At 65.6% G+C, this 24,865-nt stretch carries 25 protein-coding genes and 4 tRNA genes; 9 read left to right on the forward strand and 20 right to left on the reverse strand.

From position 1 onward, the window contains the following. Positions 1 to 46: 46 nt before the first annotated feature. Entirely contained in the window at positions 47 to 727 is a 681-nt protein-coding gene (locus ABE093_RS02050) for an ECF-type sigma factor (RefSeq protein ID WP_430759194.1), read from the reverse strand. Between the two features lie 348 nt (positions 728 to 1,075). On the opposite strand from ABE093_RS02050, the gene ABE093_RS02055 reads away from it, so the two are divergent. After that, a complete protein-coding gene (locus ABE093_RS02055; protein WP_430759195.1) occupies positions 1,076 to 2,557 on the forward strand; it encodes a hypothetical protein in 1,482 nt (493 codons plus the stop codon). 83 nt (positions 2,558 to 2,640) lie between these two features. Here the strand turns inward: ABE093_RS02055 and serS are convergent, their stop codons facing one another. After that, positions 2,641 to 3,918: a serine--tRNA ligase gene (gene serS / locus ABE093_RS02060; RefSeq protein ID WP_430759196.1), complete on the reverse strand. Its 1,278-nt coding sequence runs from the start codon at positions 3,916 to 3,918 to the stop codon at positions 2,641 to 2,643. Between the two features lie 109 nt (positions 3,919 to 4,027). Between serS and ABE093_RS02065 the strand changes: the two genes are divergently transcribed. Next, a complete protein-coding gene (locus ABE093_RS02065) occupies positions 4,028 to 4,699 on the forward strand; it encodes an energy transducer TonB (RefSeq protein ID WP_430759197.1) in 672 nt (223 codons plus the stop codon). 16 nt (positions 4,700 to 4,715) lie between these two features. Here the strand turns inward: ABE093_RS02065 and ABE093_RS02070 are convergent, their stop codons facing one another. The 6 genes from ABE093_RS02070 to ABE093_RS02095 all read right to left on the reverse strand — a co-directional run bounded on the left by ABE093_RS02070 (position 4,716) and on the right by ABE093_RS02095 (position 10,520). After that, positions 4,716 to 5,099 carry a TonB-dependent receptor gene (locus ABE093_RS02070; RefSeq protein ID WP_430759198.1) on the reverse strand — a complete coding sequence of 128 codons (384 nt, stop codon included), beginning with the start codon at positions 5,097 to 5,099 and terminating at the stop codon, positions 4,716 to 4,718. A 94-nt stretch (positions 5,100 to 5,193) separates the two neighbouring features. Further along, positions 5,194 to 6,495: a 3-phosphoshikimate 1-carboxyvinyltransferase gene (aroA, locus tag ABE093_RS02075; protein WP_430759199.1), complete on the reverse strand. Its 1,302-nt coding sequence runs from the start codon at positions 6,493 to 6,495 to the stop codon at positions 5,194 to 5,196. Beyond that, on the reverse strand, positions 6,492 to 7,595 hold the full coding sequence (gene hisC, locus ABE093_RS02080; protein WP_430759200.1) for a histidinol-phosphate transaminase: 1,104 nt from the start codon (positions 7,593 to 7,595) through the stop codon (positions 6,492 to 6,494). Before hisC ends, aroA begins: the two co-directional genes overlap by 4 nt. A 1-nt stretch (position 7,596) precedes the next feature. Next, on the reverse strand, positions 7,597 to 8,691 hold the full coding sequence (gene pheA / locus ABE093_RS02085; RefSeq protein ID WP_430759201.1) for a prephenate dehydratase: 1,095 nt from the start codon (positions 8,689 to 8,691) through the stop codon (positions 7,597 to 7,599). Continuing rightward, entirely contained in the window at positions 8,684 to 9,772 is a 1,089-nt protein-coding gene (gene serC / locus ABE093_RS02090) for a 3-phosphoserine/phosphohydroxythreonine transaminase (RefSeq protein ID WP_430759202.1), read from the reverse strand. The genes pheA and serC overlap by 8 nt, the downstream gene beginning before the upstream one ends. Before the next feature lies 1 nt (position 9,773). Then, positions 9,774 to 10,520, reverse strand: coding sequence for a hypothetical protein (locus tag ABE093_RS02095; protein WP_430759203.1), 747 nt, complete (start codon positions 10,518 to 10,520; stop codon positions 9,774 to 9,776). 110 nt (positions 10,521 to 10,630) lie between these two features. Here ABE093_RS02095 and ABE093_RS02100 point away from each other — a divergent pair, with 110 nt between their 5' ends. The 6 genes from ABE093_RS02100 (at position 10,631) to ABE093_RS02125 (ending at position 14,161) form a co-directional block, all read left to right on the forward strand. Beyond that, positions 10,631 to 12,718, forward strand: a complete 2,088-nt coding sequence (locus ABE093_RS02100) for a hypothetical protein (RefSeq protein ID WP_430759204.1) — start codon at positions 10,631 to 10,633, stop codon at positions 12,716 to 12,718. Next, positions 12,719 to 12,994 carry a polyhydroxyalkanoic acid system family protein gene (locus tag ABE093_RS02105; RefSeq protein ID WP_430759205.1) on the forward strand — a complete coding sequence of 92 codons (276 nt, stop codon included), beginning with the start codon at positions 12,719 to 12,721 and terminating at the stop codon, positions 12,992 to 12,994. It abuts the gene before it with no gap. Between the two features lie 47 nt (positions 12,995 to 13,041). Continuing rightward, positions 13,042 to 13,116, forward strand: a tRNA-Val gene (locus ABE093_RS02110). Positions 13,117 to 13,237: 121 nt separating this feature from the next. After that, complete coding sequence (locus ABE093_RS02115) at positions 13,238 to 13,459, forward strand: hypothetical protein (protein ID WP_430759206.1); 222 nt, start codon at positions 13,238 to 13,240, stop codon at positions 13,457 to 13,459. 35 nt (positions 13,460 to 13,494) lie between these two features. Continuing rightward, positions 13,495 to 13,854, forward strand: a complete 360-nt coding sequence (arsC, locus tag ABE093_RS02120) for an arsenate reductase (glutaredoxin) (protein WP_430759207.1) — start codon at positions 13,495 to 13,497, stop codon at positions 13,852 to 13,854. Between the two features lie 121 nt (positions 13,855 to 13,975). Then, a complete protein-coding gene (locus ABE093_RS02125) occupies positions 13,976 to 14,161 on the forward strand; it encodes a hypothetical protein (RefSeq protein WP_430759208.1) in 186 nt (61 codons plus the stop codon). Positions 14,162 to 14,169: 8 nt separating this feature from the next. Here ABE093_RS02125 and ABE093_RS02130 read toward each other — a convergent pair whose 3' ends face one another. Beyond that, positions 14,170 to 15,822: an FMN-binding glutamate synthase family protein gene (locus ABE093_RS02130; RefSeq protein WP_430759209.1), complete on the reverse strand. Its 1,653-nt coding sequence runs from the start codon at positions 15,820 to 15,822 to the stop codon at positions 14,170 to 14,172. Positions 15,823 to 15,963: 141 nt separating this feature from the next. Here ABE093_RS02130 and ABE093_RS02135 point away from each other — a divergent pair. Continuing rightward, a tRNA-Leu gene (locus ABE093_RS02135) sits at positions 15,964 to 16,050 on the forward strand. A gap of 107 nt (positions 16,051 to 16,157) precedes the next feature. Here the strand turns inward: ABE093_RS02135 and ABE093_RS02140 are convergent. From ABE093_RS02140 to ABE093_RS02190, 11 genes are all read right to left on the reverse strand, one after another. Beyond that, the gene (locus tag ABE093_RS02140) at positions 16,158 to 16,979 is read right to left on the reverse strand and encodes an MBL fold metallo-hydrolase (RefSeq protein ID WP_430759210.1); all 822 of its coding nucleotides are present in this window, start codon (positions 16,977 to 16,979) and stop codon (positions 16,158 to 16,160) included. 49 nt (positions 16,980 to 17,028) lie between these two features. Beyond that, a tRNA-Cys gene (locus tag ABE093_RS02145) sits at positions 17,029 to 17,102 on the reverse strand. 55 nt (positions 17,103 to 17,157) lie between these two features. Next, positions 17,158 to 17,233 (reverse strand) — tRNA-Gly (locus tag ABE093_RS02150). Then, positions 17,224 to 17,868: a CDP-diacylglycerol--glycerol-3-phosphate 3-phosphatidyltransferase gene (gene pgsA / locus ABE093_RS02155; RefSeq protein WP_430759211.1), complete on the reverse strand. Its 645-nt coding sequence runs from the start codon at positions 17,866 to 17,868 to the stop codon at positions 17,224 to 17,226. Before pgsA ends, ABE093_RS02150 begins: the two co-directional genes overlap by 10 nt. Positions 17,869 to 17,880: 12 nt before the next feature. Next, a complete protein-coding gene (gene uvrC / locus ABE093_RS02160; RefSeq protein WP_430759212.1) occupies positions 17,881 to 19,725 on the reverse strand; it encodes an excinuclease ABC subunit UvrC in 1,845 nt (614 codons plus the stop codon). Positions 19,726 to 19,732: 7 nt separating this feature from the next. Continuing rightward, positions 19,733 to 20,221, reverse strand: a complete 489-nt coding sequence (locus ABE093_RS02165; protein WP_430759213.1) for a low molecular weight protein-tyrosine-phosphatase — start codon at positions 20,219 to 20,221, stop codon at positions 19,733 to 19,735. Beyond that, entirely contained in the window at positions 20,218 to 21,003 is a 786-nt protein-coding gene (gene kdsB / locus ABE093_RS02170) for a 3-deoxy-manno-octulosonate cytidylyltransferase (RefSeq protein WP_430759214.1), read from the reverse strand. Before kdsB ends, ABE093_RS02165 begins: the two co-directional genes overlap by 4 nt. Next, positions 21,000 to 22,019: a tetraacyldisaccharide 4'-kinase gene (gene lpxK, locus ABE093_RS02175; RefSeq protein WP_430759215.1), complete on the reverse strand. Its 1,020-nt coding sequence runs from the start codon at positions 22,017 to 22,019 to the stop codon at positions 21,000 to 21,002. Before lpxK ends, kdsB begins: the two co-directional genes overlap by 4 nt. Continuing rightward, positions 22,016 to 23,761 (reverse strand): lipid A export permease/ATP-binding protein MsbA, encoded by a 1,746-nt coding sequence (gene msbA, locus ABE093_RS02180; protein WP_430759216.1) that lies wholly within the window; start codon positions 23,759 to 23,761, stop codon positions 22,016 to 22,018. Before msbA ends, lpxK begins: the two co-directional genes overlap by 4 nt. Continuing rightward, a complete protein-coding gene (locus ABE093_RS02185) occupies positions 23,758 to 24,192 on the reverse strand; it encodes an ExbD/TolR family protein (protein ID WP_430759217.1) in 435 nt (144 codons plus the stop codon). Before ABE093_RS02185 ends, msbA begins: the two co-directional genes overlap by 4 nt. A gap of 1 nt (position 24,193) precedes the next feature. Then, entirely contained in the window at positions 24,194 to 24,829 is a 636-nt protein-coding gene (locus tag ABE093_RS02190; RefSeq protein WP_430759218.1) for a MotA/TolQ/ExbB proton channel family protein, read from the reverse strand. Positions 24,830 to 24,865: the final 36 nt, after the last annotated feature.

Consider the following 24,865-nt stretch of genomic DNA (forward strand, 5'->3'; position numbering starts at 1 on the left):
CTTCGGGAGTCCGGGCTTGCGTCCTTCGCGATGCGGGTTCGCCGCTTCAGGCGGACGGGATCGGATGTTGCGGGTCGCACGCGGTATCGCCCAACCGCTGGAACAGGAAAGCGCGCGCCTTGCGCCAATCCCGGCGCACCGTCCTCTTGTGCAGGTGAAGCATTTCCGCGATTTCCTCTTCCTCCAGGCCGCCGAAAAAGCGCAGTTCGGCCACCCGCACCAGGCGCGGGTCGACCCGGCCCAGATCGGTCAAGGCCTGGTCGAGCGTGATCAATTGTTCGGGGCCGAGGCCATCGCTGATGTTGTCGGCTTCCCACAGTTCGAGGATGGCGACACCGTGGCCGTGCTTGTCGGTCAACGCCCGGCGCGCTTCGTCGACCAGCACGAAGCGCATGGCGCGGACGATCAGTGAAGTCAGGTGCGAGCGGCCTTCCAGGGTCAGGTCGGCGCCGCAAAGGCGAAGCCAGGCTTCGCTGATCAGGGAAGTGGGCGAACGCAGCGTCTTCCGCTGCCGGATCAGCGAGGCCGCGATCCGGTGCAGGTCCTGGTACAGCAACAGGTAGACCCGGTCCCACGCCGCCGCATCGCCGCCTTGCGCGGTCGCGATCAGGTCGGTCAGCGATTCCAGCGCCTTCGCGGTGACTTCCAACTCGGCAGATCGGAACGCTTGCACATCGCACCTCTGAAAGCAGCCCTGGGTCACGCCCGGTTGTTCCCGATCATCCATGAATCCGCCCTTCCGTGCCGCATGCGCCGCGGACACGCGCGAACGGACAGGCGGCTCATTTTCACGCAGTTGAGCGCGGCGTCCGCGGCTTGCGGGCCCCCATCCGTGACGGGAATCGCGGTTCCAGATGCCGGTCGGCACGTCGATGTCCCCTGCACGCGCGGGATCTCGATACCCCGGGTGGACACCGCTCGCCCGATGGGTGAAGCCATGGCCCGGCCCTCTGGAGCTGTCGATCGAACAGGGAGGGACCTTGGGGTCGGGTCATGGCTTCAGCCACCGCGCCGGACGCGTGGGCACGTACCGCCTTTCAGCAACGAACAACGAAAGAAGCCAAGAGCGAACGCAATGAAACTGCATTTTCGGAAATACGTATCCACGTCCACCGGCGTGCTTCCGTGGCTGCGTTCGCGAACGCACCTGCTCACCTACCTGTTGCTCTGCTCGTTATGGTTCACGGGAGCCGCGAAGGCCCAGGTGGCGGGCACGGCCACGACGGCGGGCCAGGGACAATACAAGGACAACCTGTTGTGGCTCGACCTGACCGGCTACAGCGACGCAACCGCGCGAAGCGCCAGCGGCCAGAACTTCAGCATCCCCCTGCCCGACGGATCGACGCTCTCGTTCAACCTGCAGCGCACCGCCGGCAGCGCGACCAGTTTCGACGATGTGACCGCTCCAACATGGTCGGGTTCGGTGATCGGAAATTCCGGCGCGAACGGCGCCTATTCCGGCATTCCCGGTCGTCCCTTCATCTATGGAGGCAGCGGGAATTTCACTTTCCAGGTCAGCAATATCCAGGTGAAGGATTCGGCCGGCAATACGCGCCCCTACACGCTGTTCGTGGCGGATGCCGAAAGCACGGGCATATGCAATTTCTGCAACATTTCCGCTCCCGTCAATGTTCCGGAAAGCCTCACGTTCACGACGAATGGCGGCAACTGGCAGCAGGTGGAATTGCTCAAGGCGCTGAGCGGCAATGCCGCTACCGAAACGCTGGCTGGCGTGGGCTCCACGACCGCTACCTGGACCGGCACCAGCAATACCGATAACGGCTCGGTCATCCTGAGCACCGCCAACCCCACCACGCTGACCATTTCCGCAGTCGCCCAAGGCACCGCGATTGGCGGCTCGCGGCAAGGCGCCGCCTTCGGCATCATGATGCCGAAGGTCACGCTCACCAAGGCCTTGGCCACGACGGGGCGGGCCAACGACAGCGATCAATTCAAAATGGCCATGGCCTATGACACGCCGTCCGTGAGCCTGGGCACGACCACCACCACCGGAAGCGGGGCGACGATCGCCAACGGCACGGTGTCGCTCAACACGCTTCCCTCCGTGCCACTGACCCTGTCCGAAACCATGGCGGTCGGCAGCGCTTCGCTCCTGGCCAGCTATCTGGGCACCCTCAGTTGCAGCAATGCCCGCGCAGGCAGTTCGACCAGCCTGCCCAGCGGAACCGGGACTTCGTTCAACCTCACGCCGGCGGCCGGCGACCTGATCACCTGCACACTCACCAACGTCCCGACCACCGCCAATCTGTGGATCACCAAGACCAATGGATCCGGCGGCACATTGACGTTGGGGACTTCGACCACATACCAGATCGTCGTCCACAACGACGGCCCGGCCGCGGCAAACAATGCCGTGTTGCGCGACCCCGCCGCGGCGCATCTTGCTTGCACCACCGTGACTTGTGGCAGCGCGACCGGAGGCGCAGTCTGCCCGGCCGTGTCGATCGCGGCCCTGCAAAGCGCGGGAGGCGTCATCATCCCCACGTTCCCGCCCAGCAGCGCGTTGACCTTCATGGTGACCTGCACGGTCAATTAGGTTGGTCGGCGGAAGCGGCGGGATTGATTCGGGCCATTCCGGCCCTCCCCTTTATCGGGCGGGAAGATAGGCGCGCGCTGCCATTACCCGATCCGTTCCGCTCCACCCATGTACGGACGCAACGCTTCGGGCACGGTGATGCTGCCATCCGCGTTCTGGTAGTTCTCCATGACTGCGATCAGCGCACGCCCGATCGCCACGCCCGATCCGTTGAGCGTATGCACCAGTTCCGGCTTGCCGCTCTCGGGATTGCGCCAGCGCGCCTGCATCCGTCGCGCCTGGAAATCGCCGCAGTTGGAGCAGGAGGAAATCTCGCGATAGGTGTCCTGCGACGGCAGCCAAACCTCGAGGTCGTAGGTCTTGCGCGCGGAGAAGCCCATGTCGCCGCTGCACAACAACATGCGCCGGTACGGCAGGCCAAGTTTTTCCAGCACCGCTTCGGCGCAACGCGTCATCCGTTCGTGTTCGGCGTCGCTGTCTTCAGGCCTGGTGATCGACACCAGTTCGACCTTCTCGAACTGGTGCTGGCGGATCATGCCGCGGGTATCGCGCCCCGCCGAACCGGCTTCGGCGCGGAAGCACATCGAATGCGCGGTGGCGCGCATCGGCAACCTCGCGGCATCGACGATCTCGTCGCGCACAAGGTTGGTCAGCGGCACTTCGGCGGTGGGAATGAGATAGCGCTTGTGATCGCCGAGTTGCGTCGAGAACAGGTCTTCCTCGAACTTCGGCAACTGGCCGGTACCGCGCATCGATTCCTCGTTGACGATCACCGGGACATTGGTTTCTTCGTAGCCGTGCTCGCCGCCATGCAGATCGAGCATGAACTGCGCCAACGCGCGATGCAGTCGCGCCAGTCCGCCACGCAGCACGGTGAAGCGCGCACCGCTCAGCTTGGCCGCGCTTTCGGCATCGAGCCAGCCGTTGCGAGCGCCGAGCTCGACGTGATCCTTGACCGCGAAATCGAAGCTGCGCGGCGTGCCCCAGCGCGCCTGTTCAACGTTGGCGGTTTCGTCTTCGCCATCGGGAACGGAGGCATCGGGAAGATTGGGAATGCCGAGCGTGATCGCCTCGAGTTCGCCACGGATGGCATCGAGGCGCGTCTCGCTGGCCTTCAACTCATCGCCGAGACCGGCGACCTCGGCCAGCAACGGCGCGACATCTTCGCCCTTGGCCTTGGCCATGCCGATGGCCTTGCTGCGGGTATTGCGCAGGTTCTGCAGCTCCTGGGTACGCACCTGCAGCGATTTGCGCTCGCCTTCCAGCCGCTCCAGCACCGCGACGTCCAGGGAATAACCACGGCGCGCCAGTTGGGTGGCGAGGCCGGCGGGATCGGTACGGAGCTGCTGCGGATCGAGCATGGGTCAGGGGCAACATGAATGACCTGCCATTATCGCCCAGAGCGGCACGGCGCATCCGTGCCAGAATCAGGTTCCGGTCAATTTTTTCCGGCCGATTCCTCCCCCGAGCATGACCGAATTCATCCAGAAAATCCGAAATTCCAGCGTATTCCAGTACATCTCCGCCTTCGCACGCCGTGGCAACACGCCTTGGCTGCTTGCCGCCATCGGTGTCGGTTTTCTGTTGTTCCTGCTGATGTGGGGCCATAACCGCAAGCAATTCTTCACCGTCGAGCCGGTGGCGAAAACCGATACCGACCAGGAATACGCGCCGCTACCGACACCGACGCCGGGCGGCTCCATCACCGATACGCCGACCGCCGGCCCTTCCGCGGATTCCGGCAACCGGCCGCGCCTGCTCGAACCGCCGAAGCCGCCTCCGGTGGCCAAGGCGCCGCCGCCCACCGAAACTGCGCCGGCTGCCAATGCGGCAACTGCCGGCCATGGTTCGAATGTGGCGAATGGCGCGACCACCGCCGCGGTGCCGATCAGCCAGCCACCGCCCGCATATCCGCGCAATGCGATGCAGATGTCGCGCGAGGGCCGCGTGCGCGTGCGCGTCGACATCGATGCCGACGGCGTGCCGACCGACAGCAGCCTGGTCGAATCGAGCGGCGATCACGACCTCGATCGCGCCGCGTTGCAAGGCGTGCGTCGCTGGCGCTTCAAGCCGGCGATGGCGCATGGCGCGCCGGTCGCCAGCAACGTGACGGTGCCGATCGAGTTCCGCCTCAACCAGTAATCGCTGTCGCGACGGATCAGGCAGTGGTGCGTGCCCGCGCCACCATCCACGTCATTGCCAGCATCGCCAGCAGCACGCAGATCGCCCCGGTGCCCAGCAGCGGCGCCAGCGAGTCTTCGTTGCCGTGGCCGGAAAACAGCAGGAGCAATCCGATTGCGAGCGACAGCGCGCCAAGCTCGTGCAGGAGGAACTGGATCGATTTGAGCTTGCCGGTGATACCCGGCAGCCACAGTCGATGGATCGTGGCGTAGATGAAGGAGAACACGAACCCCACCAGCATGATGTGCGCGTGGGCGGGCATCTCCGAATGATTGCGCGACGCGGCCATGTAGATGCCGAGGCATAGCCCGGCGATGGCGAACATCAGTCCGCACAGCAGAAACTTGCGATCGATACCCATCTCACCGACTCCTTGGCTGCCCCGGGGTTCCGGCGGAGTATGGGAGCGCTTCCGGCACCGGGCAACGGGAAGCGGATGAACGGAGGCGTATGGATCAGTCGCCGCGCAGGTCGAACCCGAGGCTGCGCATCGAAGCGGCGAAGCCGGGATAGGAGGTCGCGACGTTGGCGGTATCGCGGATCGTGACCTCGCCGGACGCGCATTGCGCGCCTACTGCGAAGGCCATCGCGATGCGATGGTCGCCATGGCTTTCGATGATTCCGCCGTGGAGGGTACCGCCATGGATGTCGGCGCCATCCGGTGTTTCATCGACGCGAATGCCGAGGGCGCGCAGGCCATTGGCCATCGCGGTGATGCGGTCGGATTCCTTGACGCGCAATTCGGCGGCACCACGCACGCGAGTCACGCCATCGGCGAGTGCGGCGGCGATGAACAGCGCCGGGAATTCGTCGATCATGTCGGGCACGCAATCGGGCGGCACATCGATGCCGCGCAATGCCGTTGCGCGCACGTGCAGGTCGGCGACCGGTTCACCACCCTCCCCGCCTGCGTTTTCGATGCGGATGTCGGCGCCCATCAATTCGAGCGCGCGCAATAGCCCAGTGCGACGCGGGTTCATTCCCACCTGCTCCAGCACCAGTTCGGAACCCGGGACGACGCAACCGGCGACCAGTGCGAATGCCGCCGAGGAAAAGTCGGCCGGAACTTGAATATCGGTGGCGGCCAGTCGGTGTCCGCCCTCCACTTCCGCCCACCCCTCGCCGAAACGGATCGGCCAGCCGAAGGCTTGCAGCATGCGTTCGCTGTAGTCGCGGGTCGGATGCGGTTCGGTCACGCGCGTGGTGCCATCGGCGTAAAGGCCCGCCAGCAACACCGCGGACTTCACCTGCGCGCTGGCGACCGGCGATGCGTAATCGATGCCGTGCAACGCTTGTCCGCCGTGGATATGGAGCGGCGGCAGACCACCTTCCTGCGTATCGATGCGCGCGCCCATCTGCGCGAGCGGATCGGCGACACGGCGCATCGGTCGTTTCGAGAGCGACTCGTCACCGACCAGCGTGCTGTCGAATTTCTGCGTCGCCAGCAATCCGGCCAGCAGGCGCATGCCGGTGCCGGCATTGCCGCAATCCAGCGATCCCTGTGGCGCCTTCAGGCCATCGATGCCGACACCGTGGACGATGCGCTGCGAGGGCGACGGGGTTTCGATCCTCACGCCGAGTTGCGCGAAGACGTTGGCGGTCGCCCGGGTGTCCTCGCCCTCGAGGAAACCATCGATCCGCGACACGCCATCGGCCAGTGCCGCCAGCATGATGGCCCGATGCGAAATCGACTTGTCGCCGGGAATCGCGACGCGCCCCTGCAACGGCCTGCCCTGCTTCGCGATCCACTCGCTCATCGGACGGCGTCCAGCGCAGCCAGCAGCTTCGCGTTCTGTTCAGCGGTCCCGACGGTAATGCGCAGGCAATCGGGCAGTCCGTAACCGCCCATCGGCCGCAACACGACGCCGTGCCCGCGCATGGCGTCGTCGATGCGGGAAGCGCCCTCGCCGAAACGCACCAACAGGAAATTGGTCTGCGACGGAAACACGAACAAGCCGCGCGAACGCAGCGCATCTGCCAGGCGCTCGCGCTCGACCTTGTTCTTGCGCACGCCCTCGACGAGATGCTGCGGATCGCCCAGCGATGCTTCCGCCGCCGCAAGTCCCAACAGGTTGACGTTGAAGCTCTCGCGTACGCGCTCCAGCCAGCCGATCAGCTCCGGCTGGGCGATGCCGTAGCCGACGCGCAATCCGGCGAGTCCATGCGCCTTGCTGAAGGTGCGCAGGACGATCAGGTTGGGATGCTTCGCCACCAGCGGAATGGCGGACGCCCATTCCGGCGCATCGACGAATTCGGCGTAGGCCTCGTCGATCGCGACGATGGTGTCGGCCGGGATTCGCGCGAGGAAACCTTCGAGTGCATCGGCGCCGAACCAGGTCCCGGTCGGATTGTTGGGATTGGCGAGATAGACGAGATGGGTGCTCGCATCCACGGCAGCGGCGATCGCCTCGAGATCGTGGCCAGCGGCCATCGCGTGGTCCATCGGCAGCGCCGGTGCGGCCTTGAACGTCGCCCCCACGGCGGCAGCCGCGATCGAATACACAGCGAACCCGTATTGCGAAGCCACCACACCCGCATCCGGGCCGGCAAACACCTGCGCCAGTTGCATCAGCAATTCGTGGGAACCGTTGCCGAGCACGATCTGCTCGATCGCGACACTAAACTGCCGCGACAACACGCGTTTGAGGTCGCCACCGCGCGGATCGGGGTAGAGCGCGAGTTCGTCGAGGCAACGCTGCACGGCATCGCGCGCTTTCGGGCTCGGGCCGTAAGGATTTTCGTTGGAACCGAGCTCGATCAGCGGCGAACTTGCGGCCCGCCGCAATGCGACTAGGTCATGGCCTGGGTCATAGGCGCGCAGGCCACGGATGGCCGGCTGGACGCGATGCTCCAACATCTCAAAGCACCGCGACCGGATACGAGCCCAACACGCGCACGTCGCCGGCCGCGCTGTTGATTTCCGCCAGGGCATCCTTCAGCGGCGACTCCTCGCGATGGCCGCTGACATCGATGAAGAAGGCGTACTGCCACAACCCTTCATGCGAAGGCCGCGATTCGATGCGGTTCATGCTGATGCCGCGGCGCGCCAGTGGTTCCAGCACGCCATAGAGCGCACCGGGACGATCGCGGATGAAGACCAGCAGCGAGGTGCGATCGTGACCGGACGGCGGGAACAGCGAGCGCCCGATCACCAGGAAGCGCGTGGTGTTGTCGCCGCGATCCTCGATTGGTCCGGCGATCGTCTTGAGGTTGTAGACCAGCCCCGCGGACTCTCCGGCGATCGCCGCGGCGTCGTCGGCGTTGCGGGCGCGACGCGCGGCTTCGGCATTGCTCGACACCGGGATGCGCTCGGCATGCGGCAGGTGCTGGCGCAACCAGCCACGACACTGCGCCAGCGACAACGGGTGCGAATAGACGCGTTCGACGTCCTCGAGGCGACCGGTGCGCGACATCAGGTTCTGGTGCACGCGCAGGTCGACTTCGCCGCAGATCGTCAGCGGCGAGGTCAGGAACATCTCGAGCGTCGACTGGATGGTGCCCTGCCCGGAATTCTCGACTGGCACCACGCCGAAATCGGCATTGCCGGCGCCAACTTCCTGGAACACTTCCTCGATGCTCGCCAGCGGCAGGCCACGCACCGACTGGCCGAAATGCTTGTGCACCGCCTGTTGCGAGAACGTGCCTTCCGGACCGAGGTAGCCGATCTTCAGCGGTTCCTGCTGGGCCAGGCAGGCCGACATGATTTCGCGGAACAGGCGCACCAGCACTTCGTCGCTGAGCGGACCTTCGTTGCGATCGACCACGCGCCGCAAGACCTGCGCTTCACGCTCCGGACGGTAATAGTCCACGGCGGCGGCGAGATCACCCTTGGCCTGCCCGACCTGGCGGGCATAGCGGGCGCGCTCGAGGATCAACTCTTCGATGTGGGAATCGAGTCCGTCGATGCGCGCACGCAATGCGGCGAGATCGATGGGAGAAGGTTGGTCAGCCATGGCGTTTCCGGAAATCGTGCATGAAATCGACGAGCACGCGCACGCCGTCGACCGGCATGGCGTTGTAGAGCGAGGCGCGCATTCCGCCGACTGCCTTGTGGCCCTTGAGCCCGATCAGGCCCGCGGCCTGCGATTCGGCGAGAAACACCGCGTCGAGCGCGGCGTCATGCAGCACGAAGGGAATATTCATGCGAGAACGCACCGATGTCACGACATCGTTGCGGTAGAAACCTTTCGAGTCGTCGATGGCGGCGTAGACCATCGCCGCTTTTTCGCCGTTTCTCCGGGAAAATTCAGCGGTTCCGCCCTGCTCGATCATCCAGCGCACGCACAGCCCGAGCAGGTACCAGTTCCACGTCGGCGGGGTGTTGAGCATCGATCCCTGCGCGGCATGCGACGCCCAGGTCAGGATGTCGGCGCGCGGCTGGCCGCGACGCTCGAGCAGGTCCTTGCGGATGATCGCGAGCGTGATGCCGGACGGGCCGAGGTTCTTCTGGGCGCCGGCATAGACCATCGCGTAGCGCGAAATATCGGATGGACGCGATGCGATGTTCGAACTGAAATCGGCGATCAGCGGCGCGGTCGTGCCGTCGTCGATATTGTCCGGCAATTCGACGCCGTGGATGGTTTCGTTGGCGGTGACGTGGAAATACGCCGCATCCGGCGAGCGCTGCCACTGCGACTTGTCGGACACCGTGGTGAAACGCGTCGCTTCACTGCTGGCGACGACGTGGGCATCGACTGCGGGAGAGGCCTGCTTCACCGCCATCTTCGCCCAATGACCGGTGACGAGATAATCGGCGCGTTGGTCGCGTTCGGCGAAATTCAGCGGCAGCAACGCCTGCAAGGTGGTTGCTCCACCGGACAGGAACAGCACGGCATGCGATTCCGGAACGTCGAGCAAGGTGCGGACATCGGCCTCGACTTCCGCCGCCAGCGCCATGAACGGTCCGCCGCGGTGGCTGAGTTCGGCCACGCAGGCGCCGGTTCCGCGCCAATCGAGCATTTCCGCTTGCGCCTGCCGCAGCACCGTTTCCGGCAGCACCGCCGGGCCGGCGCTGAAGTTCAGGACGCGCGACATCTCAAGCTCCGAACCAGAACAGCGCGAGCAATGCGATGGCGATGGCCACCGCGGCAATCAGCAACCAGGGCACGCGCATGCGTTGTGGCGCATCGGCTTCGGACGTCGTTTTTTGCACGGGCGCGCGCACGACGGTTTCACCGGCATCACCGCGCAATTCCGGCCCCTCGAACAGGAAGCGTTGCCCGTTCGGCAGGACCAATTGATCGCCGATGCGCAGCCATGCCGTGGTCACGGTCGTGCCGTTGACCTGCAACGGCACCATCGGGTCGAGGCTGGAGACGCGCACATCGGCGTCCTGCATGTCCACCGTCGCGCCGACTAGCGTCGTATTGCCATTGTCGGCATCGACCACCGGAACCGCCTGTCCGTGCAAGGCGCCGCCCTGCCCGCGCAATACCGGCGTGACGTCGCAACCACGCGGGCGTGTCGATCCCCCCGTCGGCTGCGGCGATGGCTCGCGGGCCAACACCATCTCCCGCCCCTCGACGTGCAGGCTGTCGCCGGCATGGAGCATCGCCAGCTTGCGGATCGGACGGCCATTGACGTGCACGCCCCAAGTGTCGGGCATGACGTTCATCCACACGCCACGCTGGTCGACCACCAGTTCGATCAAGGCCGGTTCGCCCAGCGGCGCAACGCGCAGGCCACGTTCCTGGTCGGGATCGCGGCCAAGACCGGTCGCGCCCGGCGCGAGTGCGAGGTCGGCATGAGCGTGGTCGGGGAAACGGAGGACGAAAGCATTCACGATGCCCCGATTTAACCACAGAATGCGGCCTCCATTGCACTGCAGCATGCGAGCCGCCAAAGGCCGACTGGCACGTCGTGGCACCATCCCGGGACTGCCCGGAGCCCATCATGTCGAGATCGCGTGTTTTCGCCTTCGCTGCCTGTCTGTTGTTCGCCTGCGTGCCGGGGCTGGCGCTGGACAAACCGGCCGCCGATGGCGATCTGCTCCGCCTGCTCGCGGTCACGCCCTCGGCGCAGTCGCAAGACTATCTGCGCAACAAGCAGCAGTTCCAATTGCACACCCTGCTGACCGAACAACGCCATCCCGAGACGATGGACCTCAGCCGTCGCATCTCCGGGGATACCGCAGCCGGATTGCGTGAACTGTTCGCGGTCGATCGCGATGTCGTCAAAACGATGGATGCGGTCGCCTTCGATCCCGCGCGCCTGCGCCAACTCGAAGCCGCGTCGAAGGCCATCCAGGACGCCATCCGCAGCGGCCATCGCGTCTATTTCTACGGCACCGGATCGACCGGTCGTCTCGCGGAAACGCTGGAAAGCAGCCTGTGGCGGCCCTTCTGGGAACGCGTGGCGAAGACGCCATCTTGGCGCAGGATCGAACGCAGCCTGCCCGGGATCGGCGATCGCGTGCGCGGCGAAATCACCGGTGGCGATCGTGCATTGATCGCCTCGCTGGAAGGTTTCGAAGACCTGCAGCTGATCGGCCGCCTGCAATTGCAGGACAACGGCATCCAACCCGGAGACGTCGTGTTCGCGGTGACGGAAGGCGGAGAGACTTCGGCGGTGATCGGCACCGCCAAGGCCGGCGCGGAACTCAATGGCGGCCGCTCCGGGATGACCTGGTTCGTCTACAACAATCCCGACAAGGTGCTGCTGCCGTTCACCCGCAGCCGCGAAGTGATCGAGGATCCGCGCATCGCCAAGATCAACCTCGCCACCGGCCCGCAGGCCATCACCGGATCAACCCGCATGCAGGCGACCACCACCAGCCTCTACGCACTGGGCGTGGTGATGGAAGACGCGATCCACCATCTACTTGCCCCGGTGCTGACGAAGACCGAATTGCGCGCGCTCGGTTTCGACGCGCACGCCACCATCGCTTCGCGCCTGCGCCAGTTCACCACCCTGCAGGCAACAGTCGCCGCGACCGCATCGCGACTCGCCGCGTGGACCGAGCGCGAATCCTCGACCTACGCCGACGGCCACCATGCCACCTATCTGGCCGGTCGTGCGCTGATGCCGGTCTTCGTCGATGTCACCGAACGCGCGCCGACCTTCCGCCTCGCGCCGCTGGATCGCGTCGATGCGAAAGAGCGTCGTTCGTGGATCCAGGTATGGTCGCCAACGGACGATGCCGCATCGGCGTGGAAACTGCTGCTGCATCGCTCTTTCCACGGCCTCGATCCCGCGCTCTACGCCAAGCCGTTCGAGACCCGGATCGACGACCAGTGGCTTCGTGCCGCAGCCGCCCGCAGTCTCGCCAACGCCGGTGCCGAACAACAGGCGCTCTACGACCTGTCCTTCTCGCCGCGCAACCTGCAGTCGTCCGGCCCGACGGCAGGCGACCACGGCGCGATGATCCTGCTCGGCGCGGAGACACCCTCGCCCATCGCGGGCAAATGGCTGCGCACCTTCGGCGAGCACGGGGCATCGCTCAGCGTCATCCACGTTGGTACCTCACCGATGTCGAAACAGTCGCTGGCGTCACTGCACGCGGATACCACCAAACCGTGGCTGCTCGATGTCGTCGTTCCCGGCCGCGACGATCCGCTGGAACTCAACCAGGTCATCGCCCTGAAGATGCTGCTCAACGCGCACTCCACCGGGATCATGGCCAAACTCGGACGCGTGGTCGGCAACACCATGACCGCGGTGCAACCCGGCAACCTCAAGCTGATCGGCCGCGCCACCTTCCTCATCCAGTCGCACGTCAACACGGTGCTGGCCAGCGAGGCATGGCGCAGCAAGCACGGCGCGACACCGGCGATCAGCTATGCCGACGCCAACGCGGTATTGTTCGACGTGATCGAACACCGCGCCAGCGATCCCGCGCTTGCCGGCAGTCCGGAAGTGGAGCTGGCAATCGTGCGCATCCTCGAAAGCCTGGCGCAGCGGCGCGCGATTTCCTGGAACGATGCCGCCACCCTGCTGCGCGCACGTAAACTGGATGCCTATCTCGGCGACTACGACCACTGAATGTCCAGCATCCATCTCCACCATAGCCATTCGCTGTCGCCGGAACAGGCGCGCAGCGCGCTGTCCGACCTCGCCGATTCGCTGGCGCGCAAGCTCGGGGTCGAGAGCCGCTGGGACGGCGACAACCTGCATTTCCAGCGCAGCGGCGTCGACGGCACCATCAAGCTGCTGCCGGGACAGGTCGAGATCATGGCCAAGCTCGGGATGTTCTTCGCGCCTATGAAGGGCATGGTCGAGCAGGAAATCCGCCGCGTGCTGGACGAGAAGTTCCGCTGAGCACCGGCTGACAAACCCGCGGACTGCCGCTATACTGGGCGGCTCCCGGGCGGTTAGCTCAGCGGTAGAGCATTGCCTTCACACGGCAAGGGTCGCAGGTTCGATCCCTGCACCGCCCACCAGGATCGAGAGCCGGCGCAAGCCGGCTTTTTTGTGAACGCGTTCGCTGCCACGCCGCCCGGACCGGTGCTACGATCCCCCCCGTACACAGGATTCGTGTGCTTCCCTACAGGACGTAGGCATATGGCGATCAAGGACGACACCACGCTTTGCCGCAAGTGCGGCGCCCCCATCTCATACACGACCGTCGACGGCGAGTACTGCGCCTTCGGCCATCGCCAGCATGTCTTCACCACCTACGACATGCGCCCGACCGATGCGAAGGAACTCGAGGAATCGCAGCTGAGCGAAGTCGAGCGACGCATCCTGATCCGGCTCGGATACCACTTCGAGGAAGCGGCCTGACTGGCATCATGGTGCATTCCTGGCGGAACGCACCGATGTCCGATCTGACCCTCTACCACAACGATGCCTGCTCGAAATGCCGCGCCACCGCAGCCTTGCTGGCCGAGCATGGGCTGCAACCACGCGTGGTCGAATACCTGCAAACCCCGCCCGATGCCGAGACCTTGCGCGACCTGTTGACCAGGCTCGCCATCCCTGCCCGCGACCTGTTGCGCAAGGGCGAGCCCGAGTACGCCGCGCTGGGCCTGGATGATCCTGCCCTCTCCGACGAAGCCGCCATCGCCGCGATGGTGGAATACCCGCGCCTGATCGAGCGACCGATCCTGGTGCTCCGCGATCGTGCGGTGATCTGTCGTCCGCCCGAGCGCGCGCTCGAGCTGATCGACGGCCCCTGAGGCATTCTCGGCGCGGAGTTTTCCTACAGCCGCGTCGGCTGCTTCCCGAGAGTCAGGACGCCGGCACCGCGCCATGCTGTTCCTGCGGCCACGAAGGCCGTGCCACCGTCAGGGAAGACACATGGACATGCTCGGACTGCTGCAAGACTCGTGGGCGCGCACGGATGCCCGCACATGCATCGACCACGAATTCATCACCCACGATCAGCGCGCGAGCGATGCCTGCGAACTCGAGTTCGACGATCTCGACGCCCGCGAACGCGCCATCTTCCTGCGCTGCGGGTTCCGCGCACCGCAAGCGGCGTAACAGCCCGCTCAGAACGATTTCGAGGTGCGCATTTCCGCGATCCGCGACGGCGCCGCAAAACTGTCGCTGCGCGCCTCGCGCCAGAACAGTCGGAAGACCTGATGGTTCGGTTCGCGCGCATCGAGCAGTTCCCCGGGATGGAGCCTGGGATACAGCTGCGACAGCGCGCGGATCTCGATCGGGCTGACCCGGCGCAGGATGTGTTCCGGCCCGAGCTCGCGGGGATGGGTCAAACCGGCCGCGCACAGCATGTCGCGCAGCGCCTTCAGGGTATTGCCGTGGAAGTTGCTGACGCGCTGCGCCTTGTCCTCGACGTCGAGCGTCTTCCAGCGACTCGGGTCCTGGGTCGCGACGCCGGTCGGGCATTTATCGTTGTGGCAGCTCCGCGACTGGATGCAGCCCAGCGAGAACATGAAGCCGCGCGCGGCGTTGCACCAGTCGGCGCCCAGCGCCATGGTGTGGGCAAGGCCGAAAGCGCTGGTGATCTTGCCCGCCGCGCCGATGCGGATGCGATCGCGGACGCCGAGCCCGATCAGGGTGTTGTCGACCAGCATCAGCCCTTCGTGCATCGGCACGCCGACGTGGTTGACGAATTCCGAGGGCGCCGCGCCGGTGCCGCCTTCAGCGCCATCGACCACGATGAAATCCGGCAGCAACCCGGTTTCGTGGATCGCCTTGGCGATCGCGAACCATTCCCAGGGATGGCCGATCGCGAGCTTGAAACCCGCAGGCTTGCCACCCGACAACTCGCGCATCTTCGCCACGAACTGCAACAGCTCGATCGGCGTCGAGAACACGGTATGGCGTGCCGGCGACACGCAGTCCTGCCCCATCGGCACCCCGCGCGTCGCCGCGATCTCGGCCGACACCTTCGCCGCCGGCAGCACGCCGCCATGGCCGGGCTTGGCGCCCTGCGACAGTTTCAGCTCGACCATCTTCACCTGCGGATCGCGTGCATTGGCGGCGAACTTGTCGGCGTTGAAACTGCCGTCGTCGTTGCGGCAACCGAAATAGCCGGAACCGATCTCCCACACCAGGTCGCCGCCGAATTCGCGGTGGTAAGGGGAGATCGAGCCCTCGCCGGTGTCGTGACTGAAGCCGCCGAGCCTGGCGCCCTTGTTGAGCGCACGGATCGCGTTGGCCGACAGCGCGCCGAAACTCATCGCCGAAATGTTGAAGACGCTGGCGTCATAGGGCTGCGCGGCGTTCTCGCCGATGGTGATGCGGTAGTTCTCGTCGTGGTGCGGCGTCGGCGCGATCGAATGGTTGATCCACTCGTACTGGTCGCCGTACACGTCAAGCTCGGTGCCGAACGGAACCACGTCACTAAGGTTCTTCGCGCGTTCGTACACCAGCGTGCGCTGCTCGCGCGAGAACGGCACCTCGACGATGTCCGATTCGACGAAATACTGGCGGATCTCCGGCCCGAACGATTCCAGCACGAAGCGGATGTGGGCGAAGATAGGATAGTTGCGGCGCAACGTGCTCTTGGCCTGCAGCAGGTCGGCGGTTCCCAGCGCTGCCAGCGCGCCGAACACGATCACCCCGGCCAGCCAACCCTGGCGATGCCCCCAGAACAGCAACAGCAGCGAAACCAGCAATCCGGCCAATACCAGCACATAGCCGAGATATCGCGCCTGTTCGCTCTTGAAGACGATCATGGGTCCGCTCCGATGGTCAAGTGGCGCCGCGATTCACGCCACGTTGCAGCCCTCCGCAACGCGCCGCAGCGCGCCGGGAATTATGCCTGCTGGCTGTGATGGATTCCGTTCGGGCGCCGCGGCGAGTAGCATTTGCAGCTTGCCCGGATGGCGAAACTGGTAGACGCAAGGGACTTAAAATCCCTCGATGGCGACATCATGTGGGTTCGATCCCCACTCCGGGCACCACGATCACAGCTCGCACATGCAACTCCCTAGCGCGCGGCGGCGCGCTCGACCTAACCGCATCCTGGCCATGATCGCGGCGCGGTTCGATCCCGACTCCGGGCACCAATTCAGGAAGACGGCAGCACGCCCGCGCGGATATTCGCGCGCAGCGCCGGGTCGATCAGCTTCGGTGCCGACAGCGTGGCGTCCCGCTTGAGCCGCATCTCCACGAATGCGTCTTCGGACGCATCGCCACCCACGTGGATATTGCGTTGTTCCTGGTCGGCGATCGATGTCAGCGCCTGCGCCTCCCGCCCCTGCGGATAGTCGTGGCAGAGGAAAATCCGGGTGTCGACGGGCAGATCGAACAGGCGATGGATCGAGCGGTACAGCTTGTGGGCATCACCGCCCGGGAAGTCGACGCGCGCGGTGCCGGTTTCCGGCGCAAACAAGGTATCGCCGATGAACGCGGCATCACCGATAAGGTAGGTCAGGCTGTCGTCGGTATGGCCCGGCGTCGCCATCACCTTCGCGACGAGCTGCCCGATGTTGAAGCTGTCGCCATCATCGAACAGGCGATCGAACTGGCTGCCGTCGGTCGCGAAATCGTCTTCCAATCCGAACAACGCCTTGAAGCGTTCCTGCACTTTGGTGATGCCGCGACCGATCGCCACCGGCGCGCCGGTTTCACGCTTCAACCATGCGGCGGCAGTGAGATGGTCGGCGTGGGCGTGAGTCTCGAGGATCCAGTCGACATGAAACCCATGCGCTTGCACGAAGTCGAGCACGCGTTGCGCGGATATCGTCGACGTGCGCGCCGTCGCCGGATCGAAATCGAGCACGGGATCGATGATCGCGGCATGCCCACCCTCGCCATCGAAGACGACATGGGTGAAGGTGGAAGTCGCCGGGTCGTGGAAACTCTCGACGTATGCCGTCTGCGCGTTCATGGCGCCACTCTACAAAGAAAAATCCCGGCTTGCGCCGGGATCGTCTTGATGGAGGCCGAGGTCGGAATTGAACCGGCGTACGCGGATTTGCAGTCCGCTGCATAACCACTCTGCCACCCGGCCATCAAAAACATTGTCCTACAAAACAAAGCCCCGGCGTACCGGGGCTTTGCAAAACTGGAGCGGGAAACGAGACTCGAACTCGCGACCCCGACCTTGGCAAGGTCGTGCTCTACCAACTGAGCTATTCCCGCGTTGAGCCGGCCATTTTACCGGAGTCTGGCAACGTGTCAACAGGCTTGCCTTCCCCATCGCGCAGCGCCGGCCAGGCGGCGACCAGGTACTCGACTCCGGACCACAACGTCAGCAGCGCCGCGGCGGCCAGACCCCAGTCGCCGATGTGGAAAGCCAGGCGATCGATCCACAGCGTCGGGTTCGGTGCGTAGGGCTGGTGGATCGAATACAACAGGAAGCCGATCGCCAGCATCTGCACCGTGGTCTTGACCTTGCCGATCGATGCCACCTTCACCTTCGCGTGCTGGCCGAGCCCGGCCATCCATTCGCGCAGCGCGGAGACGGCGATCTCGCGACCGACGATCACCGCCGCCCAGAACGCCATCCATGCGGTGGGATGCCCCTGCACGATCAGGAACAACGCGGTCGACACCATCAGCTTGTCGGCCACCGGATCGAGAAAGGCGCCGAAGGCCGAATACTGGTGGTAGCGGCGCGCGATCCAGCCGTCCAGCCAGTCGGTGATCGAGGCCAGCGCGAACACCAGCATCGCGAACACGCTGGCCCAGCGCCAGGGAAGGAAAAAGACCACCACCAGCACCGGAATCATCAGGATTCGTGCCAGCGTGAGGAAGGTCGGAATGGTGATTCTCATGCGCTGCCAATCCTACGCGAGTCCGTGCAGTGCGGCATATATCCTTTCGGCCAATGCCGCATTGACGCCCTCGACCCGCGCGATGTCGGCGGCGCTGGCGGCCTTCAATCCGACCATGCCGCCGAAGTGCTTGAGCAGGCTGGAGCGCCTGCGCGGCCCGATCCCCGGGATGTCCTCGAGCTTGCTGGTGGTGCGTGCTTTCTGGCGACGTCCGCGATGGCCGGTGATGGCGAAACGGTGGGCCTCGTCGCGTACCTGCTGGATCAGTTGCAGGCCCGGCGACTGCTTGCCCGGATGCAGCTCGCGACCATCCGGGAACACCAGGGTCTCGTCGCCGGCGATGCGTTCCGGACCCTTGGCGACGCCGATCATCGCCACGCCCTCGACGTTGAGTTCGTTCAGCACCGCCCTCGCCTGCGCCAGCTGACCGACACCGCCGTCGATCAGCAGCAGGTCCGGGATCGGATTGGCCGGCGCCTCGCCTTCGGCGATGCTCTCCATCGCGCGCTTGAAGCGCCGCGTCAGCACCTGGTGCATGGCGGCGTAATCGTCGCCGGGGGTGATGCCGGTGATGTTGAAGCGCCGGTACTGACCGCGCACCGGGCCGTTCTCGTCGAACACCACGCAGGAGGCGACGGTCGCCTCGCCCATGGTGTGGCTGATGTCGTAGCACTCGATGCGATGCGGCGGCGCTTCCAGCCCCAGCAGCACGCACAACGAATCCAGTCGCGCCTTCTGCGCCGCGTTGCTGGCCAGTTCCGACGACAGCGCGACATCGGCGTTGCGACGGACGAAGTCGACCTGCGTCGCGCGCTCGCCGCGGAAACGCGCGCGCAGGCGCACCTTGTGCAGCGACGCCTCGTTGAGCGCCTCCTCGATGAGCTCGCGCTCGGGGATGTCCTGGTCGAGCCAGACTTCCCGCGGCGGCGGATGATCGCCGTAATACTGCGAGACGAAGGCGGCCAGCACTTCGGCGGAGGAATCCTCGCCATTGAGCTTGGGAAAGAATGAGCGGGTGCCGAGGTTGCGGCCATCGCGCCACGACAGCAGCATCACGCAGGCGTGGCCGTTGCGCAGCACGCAGGCGAGCACGTCGGTGTCGTTGCCGTCGTTGCCGAGCGAGTGATTCGACTGCAGCTTGCGCACGCCGGTGAGCAGGTCGCGCAGGCGGGCTGCGCCCTCGAAGTCGAGGCGCGCGCTGGCGGCTTCCATTTCGGCGGTGAGCTCGCGTCCGAGTTCCTCGCTGCGGCCGGACAGGAACAGCTCGGCACGATGAGCGTCGTGGGCGTAGGACGCCGCATCGATCAAGCCGACGCAAGGCGCGGTGCAACGCCCGATCTGGTATTGCAGGCAGGGCCGCGTGCGGTTGCGGAACACGCTGTCCTCGCAATTGCGCAGCTTGAACAGGCGATGCATGAAATTGAGGGTTTCGCGCACCGAATAGACGCTGGGATACGGCCCGAAATACTTGCCGGGAATCGCGCGCGGGCCACGATGCAGCGCCACCCGCGGGAACTCTTCCAGGGTCAGCAGGACATAGGGGTAGCTCTTGTCGTCGCGCAACATCACGTTGTAGCGCGGCTTCAGGGTCTTGATCAGCTGGTTCTCGAGGATCAATGCCTCGGCCGGCGTGCGGGTGACGGTGACTTCGATCCGCGCGATCTGACCGACCATGGTCGCGATGCGGATGGTCAGGGCCTTGTTGAAATAGCTGGCGACGCGCTTGTTGAGCGAAGCCGCCTTGCCGACGTAGAGCAGCGTGTCGTCGGCCGCATACATGCGGTACACGCCGGGCGCGCTGGTCAGGTCGCGGACGAAGGCCTTGCCGTCGAAGGGAGTGTGTTCGGCGTTGGTCACGACGCCATTATGCGGCGGGGACGGTGTCCATTCGCTGATCGGCGCGCAGGCGCTCCAGCAGCAACGGGCCGGCCTGCTCCACCCGCGCCCAGCATTCGCGGAAATCGTCGGCGTCGCCATACCAGGGATCGGCGAGATCGAACGGCGCCAGGTCGAGCCATTCCATCACCCGATGCATGCGGGCGTGATGGCGCGGACCGGCCTTGCGCAATCCCGCGGACAGCGTCGATGCATCGGCGAACAGCATCAGGTCGAAACGATCGAAATCGATGTCGCCAAGCTGGCGGGCACGCAAATCGGAAAGATCGACGCCATGCTCGCGGGCGATGCGGATGGCGCGCGGGTCCGGTGCTTCGCCGACATGCGCGCGCTCGAACCCGGCGGAGTCGACTTGCAGCCACGACAGCGACGGATCGCCATCGATGCGCGCACGCATCCAGCCATCCAGCATCGGCGAGCGGCAGATGTTGCCGAGGCAGACGAACAGAACCTTCATGCCCCACCCTGCGCCAGTCGCGCTTCGGCGCGCGCGAGGTCTTCCGGCGTATCGACGCCCGGCGGGAACGGCTCGGGCGCCAGCGCGGCGGCGATGCGGAAACCCGCTTCCAGCACGCGCAGCTGCTCCAGCGATTCCAATTGCTCCAGCATGCCCTGCGGCATCGCCGCGAAACGCTGCAGGAAGCCGACGCGGTAGGCATAGATGCCGATATGGCGCAGGCACTGCCCCGGCATCAGGACACGTTTGTTCTGGGCGAAGGCATCACGATGCCAGGGAATCGGCGCACGGCTGAAATACAGGACATCGCGCCATTGCGCGTCGCCGATCGAATCGCGCCACACCAGCTTGACGGTGTTGGGATCGAAGAGTTGCTCGGGATCGTCGACTTCCGTCGCCAGCGTCGCCATTTCCGCGCCACTGTCGGCCAGTGTCTGCGCGACGGCGCGGATGCCTGAGGCTGGCGCGAACGGTTCGTCGCCTTGCAGGTTCACCACCAGGGTGTCGTCGCTCCAGCCGGCGAGTCGCGCGCATTCGGCGAGGCGGTCGGTACCCGAGGCGTGGTCGCTGCGGGTGAGCACGCCACGCACGGCGATGCCATCGAGTGCGGCAAGGATGCTGGCGTCGTCCGCGGCGACCACCACGTCATCGGCGCCCGCCGCGAGCGCACGTCGCGCGACATGGCGGATCAATGGCTCCCCACCCAACAGGCGCAGCGGCTTGCCCGGCAAGCGGCTCGCCGACAGGCGCGCGGGAATGGCGACGACGAATTTATGGCTCACTCGGCCTCCAACAGGCTCAGTTGGCGCAGCTGCTGCACCCGGTCTTCCAGGCCGATCCAGAACGCCGCCGGCAATTCGGCATCGACCGGCACGCTGTACCAGTGCTCGCCAGCGAAGACGCTGCACTTCACCGCGTCCTTTTCCGTCATCAGCACCGGCAACGGACTGGAGAAATCGAAATCTTCAGGCGTGTAGGCATGGTGGTCCGGGAACGCATGCGGCACCACCGCGATGCCGTGCTGGCGCAGGGTGTCGAAGAAGCGCTCCGGATGGCCGATGCCGGCGACCGCGTGCACGCGCTGCCCTGCGAACTCGGCGAGCGTGCGCACGCGCGGACCGCGCAGGGCGGCGACACGTTGCGCGACCAAGTGCATCGGCCATACGCCGAAATCGTTTTCGCCACTCTCGCCGGTATCGCTACCGAGATTGCGCACGCGGAAATCGCAGAGCTCGGCACGCTCGACCGGTTCGCGCAGCGGGCCGGCCGGTATCATCCGCCCGTTGCCGTAGCCCCGCATGCCGTCGATCACTTCGATCTCGATGTCGCGCGCCAAGGCGTAATGCTGCAGGCCGTCGTCGCAGACCACGATGTCGCAGCCGCGGTCGCGCAGCGCCGCCGCGGCATCCGCGCGACGCACATCGACGCGTACCGGCACCTTGGTGCGGCGTGCGATCACCACCGGCTCATCGCCGGCGACCGCGGGATCGTCGCTGCCCTCGACCCAGCGTGCCTGCTGGGCGTCGCGTCGGCCATAACCGCGACTGGCGACGCCGGGGTGCCAGCCCCACTCGCGCAGACGCTCGACCACCGCGATGGTCAACGGAGTCTTGCCGGCGCCGCCGGCGATCAGGTTGCCGATCACCAGCACCGGGATGCCGACGGGTTTCGCGCGTTGTTGCTGCACGCGACGACGGCGCGCCGATGCGCTGCGATACAGGGATTCGAGCGGCCCCGTCCACGCTGGCGCCGTCTCGTCGCCGAACCACCAGGATGGCGGCCGGCGTTCGCGACTCATGCCCCCTCCCGGAACTGCATGGCGTGGAGATGGGCGTAGACCCCGCCCAGCGCCAGCAATTCGCGGTGGGTGCCGCGTTCGACGATGCGGCCGTGGTCGAGCACCAGCACCTGATCGGCGTGTTCGATGGTCGACAGGCGATGCGCGATCACCAGTGTGGTGCGATCGGGCATCAGGTGGTCGAGCGCGGTCTGCACCAATCGTTCCGATTCGTTGTCGAGCGCCGCGGTAGCCTCGTCCAGGATCAGGATCGGGGCGTCCTTCAGCAGCGCGCGCGCGATGGCGACGCGCTGGCGCTGGCCGCCCGACAGTTTCCCGCCGCGTTCGCCGACATGGGTGTCGAGACCGTCGGGAAGTCGGTCAACGAATTCGGCGGCGTTCGCGCCTTCGATGGCGCGACGCACCCGCGCGGCATCGGCATCGGCCATTTCGCCGTAGGCGACGTTGTCGGCGATGTTGCCGTCGAACAGTGCGACGTGCTGCCCAACCAGCGCGATCTGCCGGCGCAGGTCGGCAAGGCGGTAGGCATCGAGTGGTTGCCCATCGAGCAGGATCTCGCCCGATGCCGGCTCGTAGAAGCGCGGGATCAGCTTGATCAGCGTCGACTTGCCGCTGCCCGATCGCCCGACGATCGCGGTCACGGTACCGGGACGCGCCGTGAAGCTGACATCGTCCAGCGCCGACGCCTGCTGGTTGTCGTAACGCGCACTGACGTGGCGGAATTCGAGCTCGCCGCGCGCACGTTCGAGCGGCAGCCGGCCCTCGTCGCGTTCGTCGGCGGCATCGAGCACGTCGAACACGCGATTGGCCGAGGAGATGCCCCGCTGCAACATGCTCTGGACATTGGTGATCTGGCGCAGCAAAGGCACCAGGCTGACCATCGCCGTGAGCAGGGTGAAGAAGGTGCCGCTGGTCAGGCGCCCGGCTGCGGCCTCGCGCGCCGAAATCACCAGCATCACCGCCACACCGACCGCACCCAGCACCTGCACGAACAACGACAGCGAACTGCGCGTCACTTCGACCTTCAGCGACAGGCTGACGTTGCGCGTGTTCTGGTCGGCGTAGCGCGACAGTTCGGCCTGCTGTGCGCCGTAGGTCTTCACTTCCTGATGCGCATGCAGGGCCTGGTCGGCCGATTGCAGCATGTCTGCCGCGGCGGTCTGGATTTCGTGGTTGAGGCGGCGGTAGCGCTTGCCGACCTTGCCCATGATCGACGCCAGCAATGGCGCCAGCACCAGCAGCACCAGCGACACGCGCCAGCTGTTGTAGAACATCACGCCCAAGGTACTGATGATGTTGAACGTGTTGCTCACCATCACCTTGAGGGAATCGACGGCAGCCTGCGCCACCTGTTCGGTGTCGCCACCGAGCCGGGTGATCATCACCGGCACCGGTTCCTGGTCGAAGCGTGCGCCGGGCAGGCGCAGATACTTGCCCATCAGCTGCAGGCGCAGGTCGCGGGCGACATTGCGGCCGCCGCGGGCGATGCAGTAATCGCCCACCAGTCCGAAGAAGCCGCGCGCCAGCAGTAGGCCGACCAGCGCCGCCGGATACAGGTAGATGTACTGACGCGCGTTGAAGATGTCGTCGACGATCCACTTCATCAACTGCAGGATGCCGCCGCTCGACAGGGCTTCCAGCAACATGCCGAGGAAAGCCGCGGCCAACAGCCCGCGATACGGCTTGGCATAGCCAAGCAGGCGTCGGTAGGTTTCGCGGGTCGTCTGCGCGCCTTCGCTCATTTCGGCGCAGCTTCCTTGGGTTGCGGCGCGGTGGCGATCATCACCTGGCGGAAACCGAGCTGGCCCAGTGCTTCATAGGCGGTCACCACGGCCTGGTGCGGCGTGCGCGCATCGGCGCGCAACAGCACCGGCTTGCTGCGATCGTTGCCGGCGACTTCGGCGATGGTGTGCTTCAGGGTTTCGACGTCGTTGCGCAGCGATTCGCGGTCCTCGACGAAGTAATGGCCATCCGCGTTCACCAGCACGCTCAGCGGCTTGTCCTTCTGCGGCGGCGCTTCGCCTTCGGCACGCGGCAATTGCAGGCGCAGCACGTTGCGCGAGGCGAAGGTGGTGGTGATCACGAAGAAGATGATCAGGCAGAGGATGACGTCGATCAACGGAATCAGGTTGATCTCCGACATGTCGTCCTGCTCGCGGTCGCGGATGCGCATGTCAGCCGTGCGCGCCCAGCTTGGCGGCGAGGTCGCGACGATCGTCGAGCACGTCGTCGAGCAGCATCACTTCGTGTTCGAAATCGATGATGTAGGTGGCGATGCGGTGCTTCAGCCAGCGATGGGCGATCAGCGCCGGGATCGCGACGATCATGCCAGTCGCCGTACACACCAGCGCCTTGCCGATGCCGCCGGCGAGCTGGTTCACGTCGCCGAGGCCGTGGTCGAGGATGCCGAGGAACATCTGGATCATGCCGACCACGGTGCCGAACAGGCCGAGCAACGGACCAATGGCAGCAATCGTGCCGAGCGCGTTGAGGAAGCGCTCCATCCGGAACACCTGGTGGCGGCCGACATCCTCGACGCGCTCGCGGCGCTGGTCCGGCGTGCGATCACGGACATCGAGCGCGGCCGCCAGCACCTGCCCCAGCGGCGAAGTCTCGCGCAGGGAATCGATGTGCTTGGGGTCGAGGCCGCCGCGCGCGGCCCAGTTGCGAACCTCGTCCCCGAGGCCGGGCGGCAGGATCGTGGCGCGACGCAGGCTCCAGAGCCGTTCGACGATGATGGAAAACGCCGCCAGCGACAGCAACAGGAGGGGAATCATCGGCCAGCCGCCGGCCTTCACCAGTTCGAGCACTCTGCATTTCCGGAGCGTGGGAGTCGGCCGATAGGA

The sequence above is a fragment of the Solilutibacter silvestris genome (assembly GCF_050574925.1).
GTDB classification, from domain to species: Bacteria; Pseudomonadota; Gammaproteobacteria; order Xanthomonadales; family Xanthomonadaceae; genus Solilutibacter; species Solilutibacter silvestris_A.

What these genes read in the sequence shown, in the direction of transcription:
- ABE093_RS02185 (WP_430759217.1), bottom strand. Translation starts at nt 24,192, where the DNA reads ATGCGCATCCGCGACCGCGAGCAGGACGACATGTCGGAGATCAACCTG.
- serC (WP_430759202.1), bottom strand. Translation starts at nt 9,772, where the DNA reads ATGTCGCGCGTCCTGAACTTCAGCGCCGGCCCGGCGGTGCTGCCGGAA.
- ABE093_RS02100 (WP_430759204.1), top strand. Translation starts at nt 10,631, where the DNA reads ATGTCGAGATCGCGTGTTTTCGCCTTCGCTGCCTGTCTGTTGTTCGCC.
- lpxK (WP_430759215.1), bottom strand. Translation starts at nt 22,019, where the DNA reads ATGAGTCGCGAACGCCGGCCGCCATCCTGGTGGTTCGGCGACGAGACG.
- ABE093_RS02130 (WP_430759209.1), bottom strand. Translation starts at nt 15,822, where the DNA reads ATGATCGTCTTCAAGAGCGAACAGGCGCGATATCTCGGCTATGTGCTG.
- aroA (WP_430759199.1), bottom strand. Translation starts at nt 6,495, where the DNA reads ATGAGCGAGTGGATCGCGAAGCAGGGCAGGCCGTTGCAGGGGCGCGTC.
- ABE093_RS02070 (WP_430759198.1), bottom strand. Translation starts at nt 5,099, where the DNA reads ATGGGTATCGATCGCAAGTTTCTGCTGTGCGGACTGATGTTCGCCATC.
- ABE093_RS02105 (WP_430759205.1), top strand. Translation starts at nt 12,719, where the DNA reads ATGTCCAGCATCCATCTCCACCATAGCCATTCGCTGTCGCCGGAACAG.
- ABE093_RS02140 (WP_430759210.1), bottom strand. Translation starts at nt 16,979, where the DNA reads ATGAACGCGCAGACGGCATACGTCGAGAGTTTCCACGACCCGGCGACT.
- ABE093_RS02050 (WP_430759194.1), bottom strand. Translation starts at nt 727, where the DNA reads ATGGATGATCGGGAACAACCGGGCGTGACCCAGGGCTGCTTTCAGAGG.
- arsC (WP_430759207.1), top strand. Translation starts at nt 13,495, where the DNA reads ATGTCCGATCTGACCCTCTACCACAACGATGCCTGCTCGAAATGCCGC.
- ABE093_RS02065 (WP_430759197.1), top strand. Translation starts at nt 4,028, where the DNA reads ATGACCGAATTCATCCAGAAAATCCGAAATTCCAGCGTATTCCAGTAC.
- ABE093_RS02125 (WP_430759208.1), top strand. Translation starts at nt 13,976, where the DNA reads ATGGACATGCTCGGACTGCTGCAAGACTCGTGGGCGCGCACGGATGCC.
- hisC (WP_430759200.1), bottom strand. Translation starts at nt 7,595, where the DNA reads ATGTTGGAGCATCGCGTCCAGCCGGCCATCCGTGGCCTGCGCGCCTAT.
- serS (WP_430759196.1), bottom strand. Translation starts at nt 3,918, where the DNA reads ATGCTCGATCCGCAGCAGCTCCGTACCGATCCCGCCGGCCTCGCCACC.
- ABE093_RS02165 (WP_430759213.1), bottom strand. Translation starts at nt 20,221, where the DNA reads ATGAAGGTTCTGTTCGTCTGCCTCGGCAACATCTGCCGCTCGCCGATG.
- pheA (WP_430759201.1), bottom strand. Translation starts at nt 8,691, where the DNA reads ATGGCTGACCAACCTTCTCCCATCGATCTCGCCGCATTGCGTGCGCGC.
- ABE093_RS02055 (WP_430759195.1), top strand. Translation starts at nt 1,076, where the DNA reads ATGAAACTGCATTTTCGGAAATACGTATCCACGTCCACCGGCGTGCTT.
- ABE093_RS02115 (WP_430759206.1), top strand. Translation starts at nt 13,238, where the DNA reads ATGGCGATCAAGGACGACACCACGCTTTGCCGCAAGTGCGGCGCCCCC.
- pgsA (WP_430759211.1), bottom strand. Translation starts at nt 17,868, where the DNA reads ATGAGAATCACCATTCCGACCTTCCTCACGCTGGCACGAATCCTGATG.
- msbA (WP_430759216.1), bottom strand. Translation starts at nt 23,761, where the DNA reads ATGAGCGAAGGCGCGCAGACGACCCGCGAAACCTACCGACGCCTGCTT.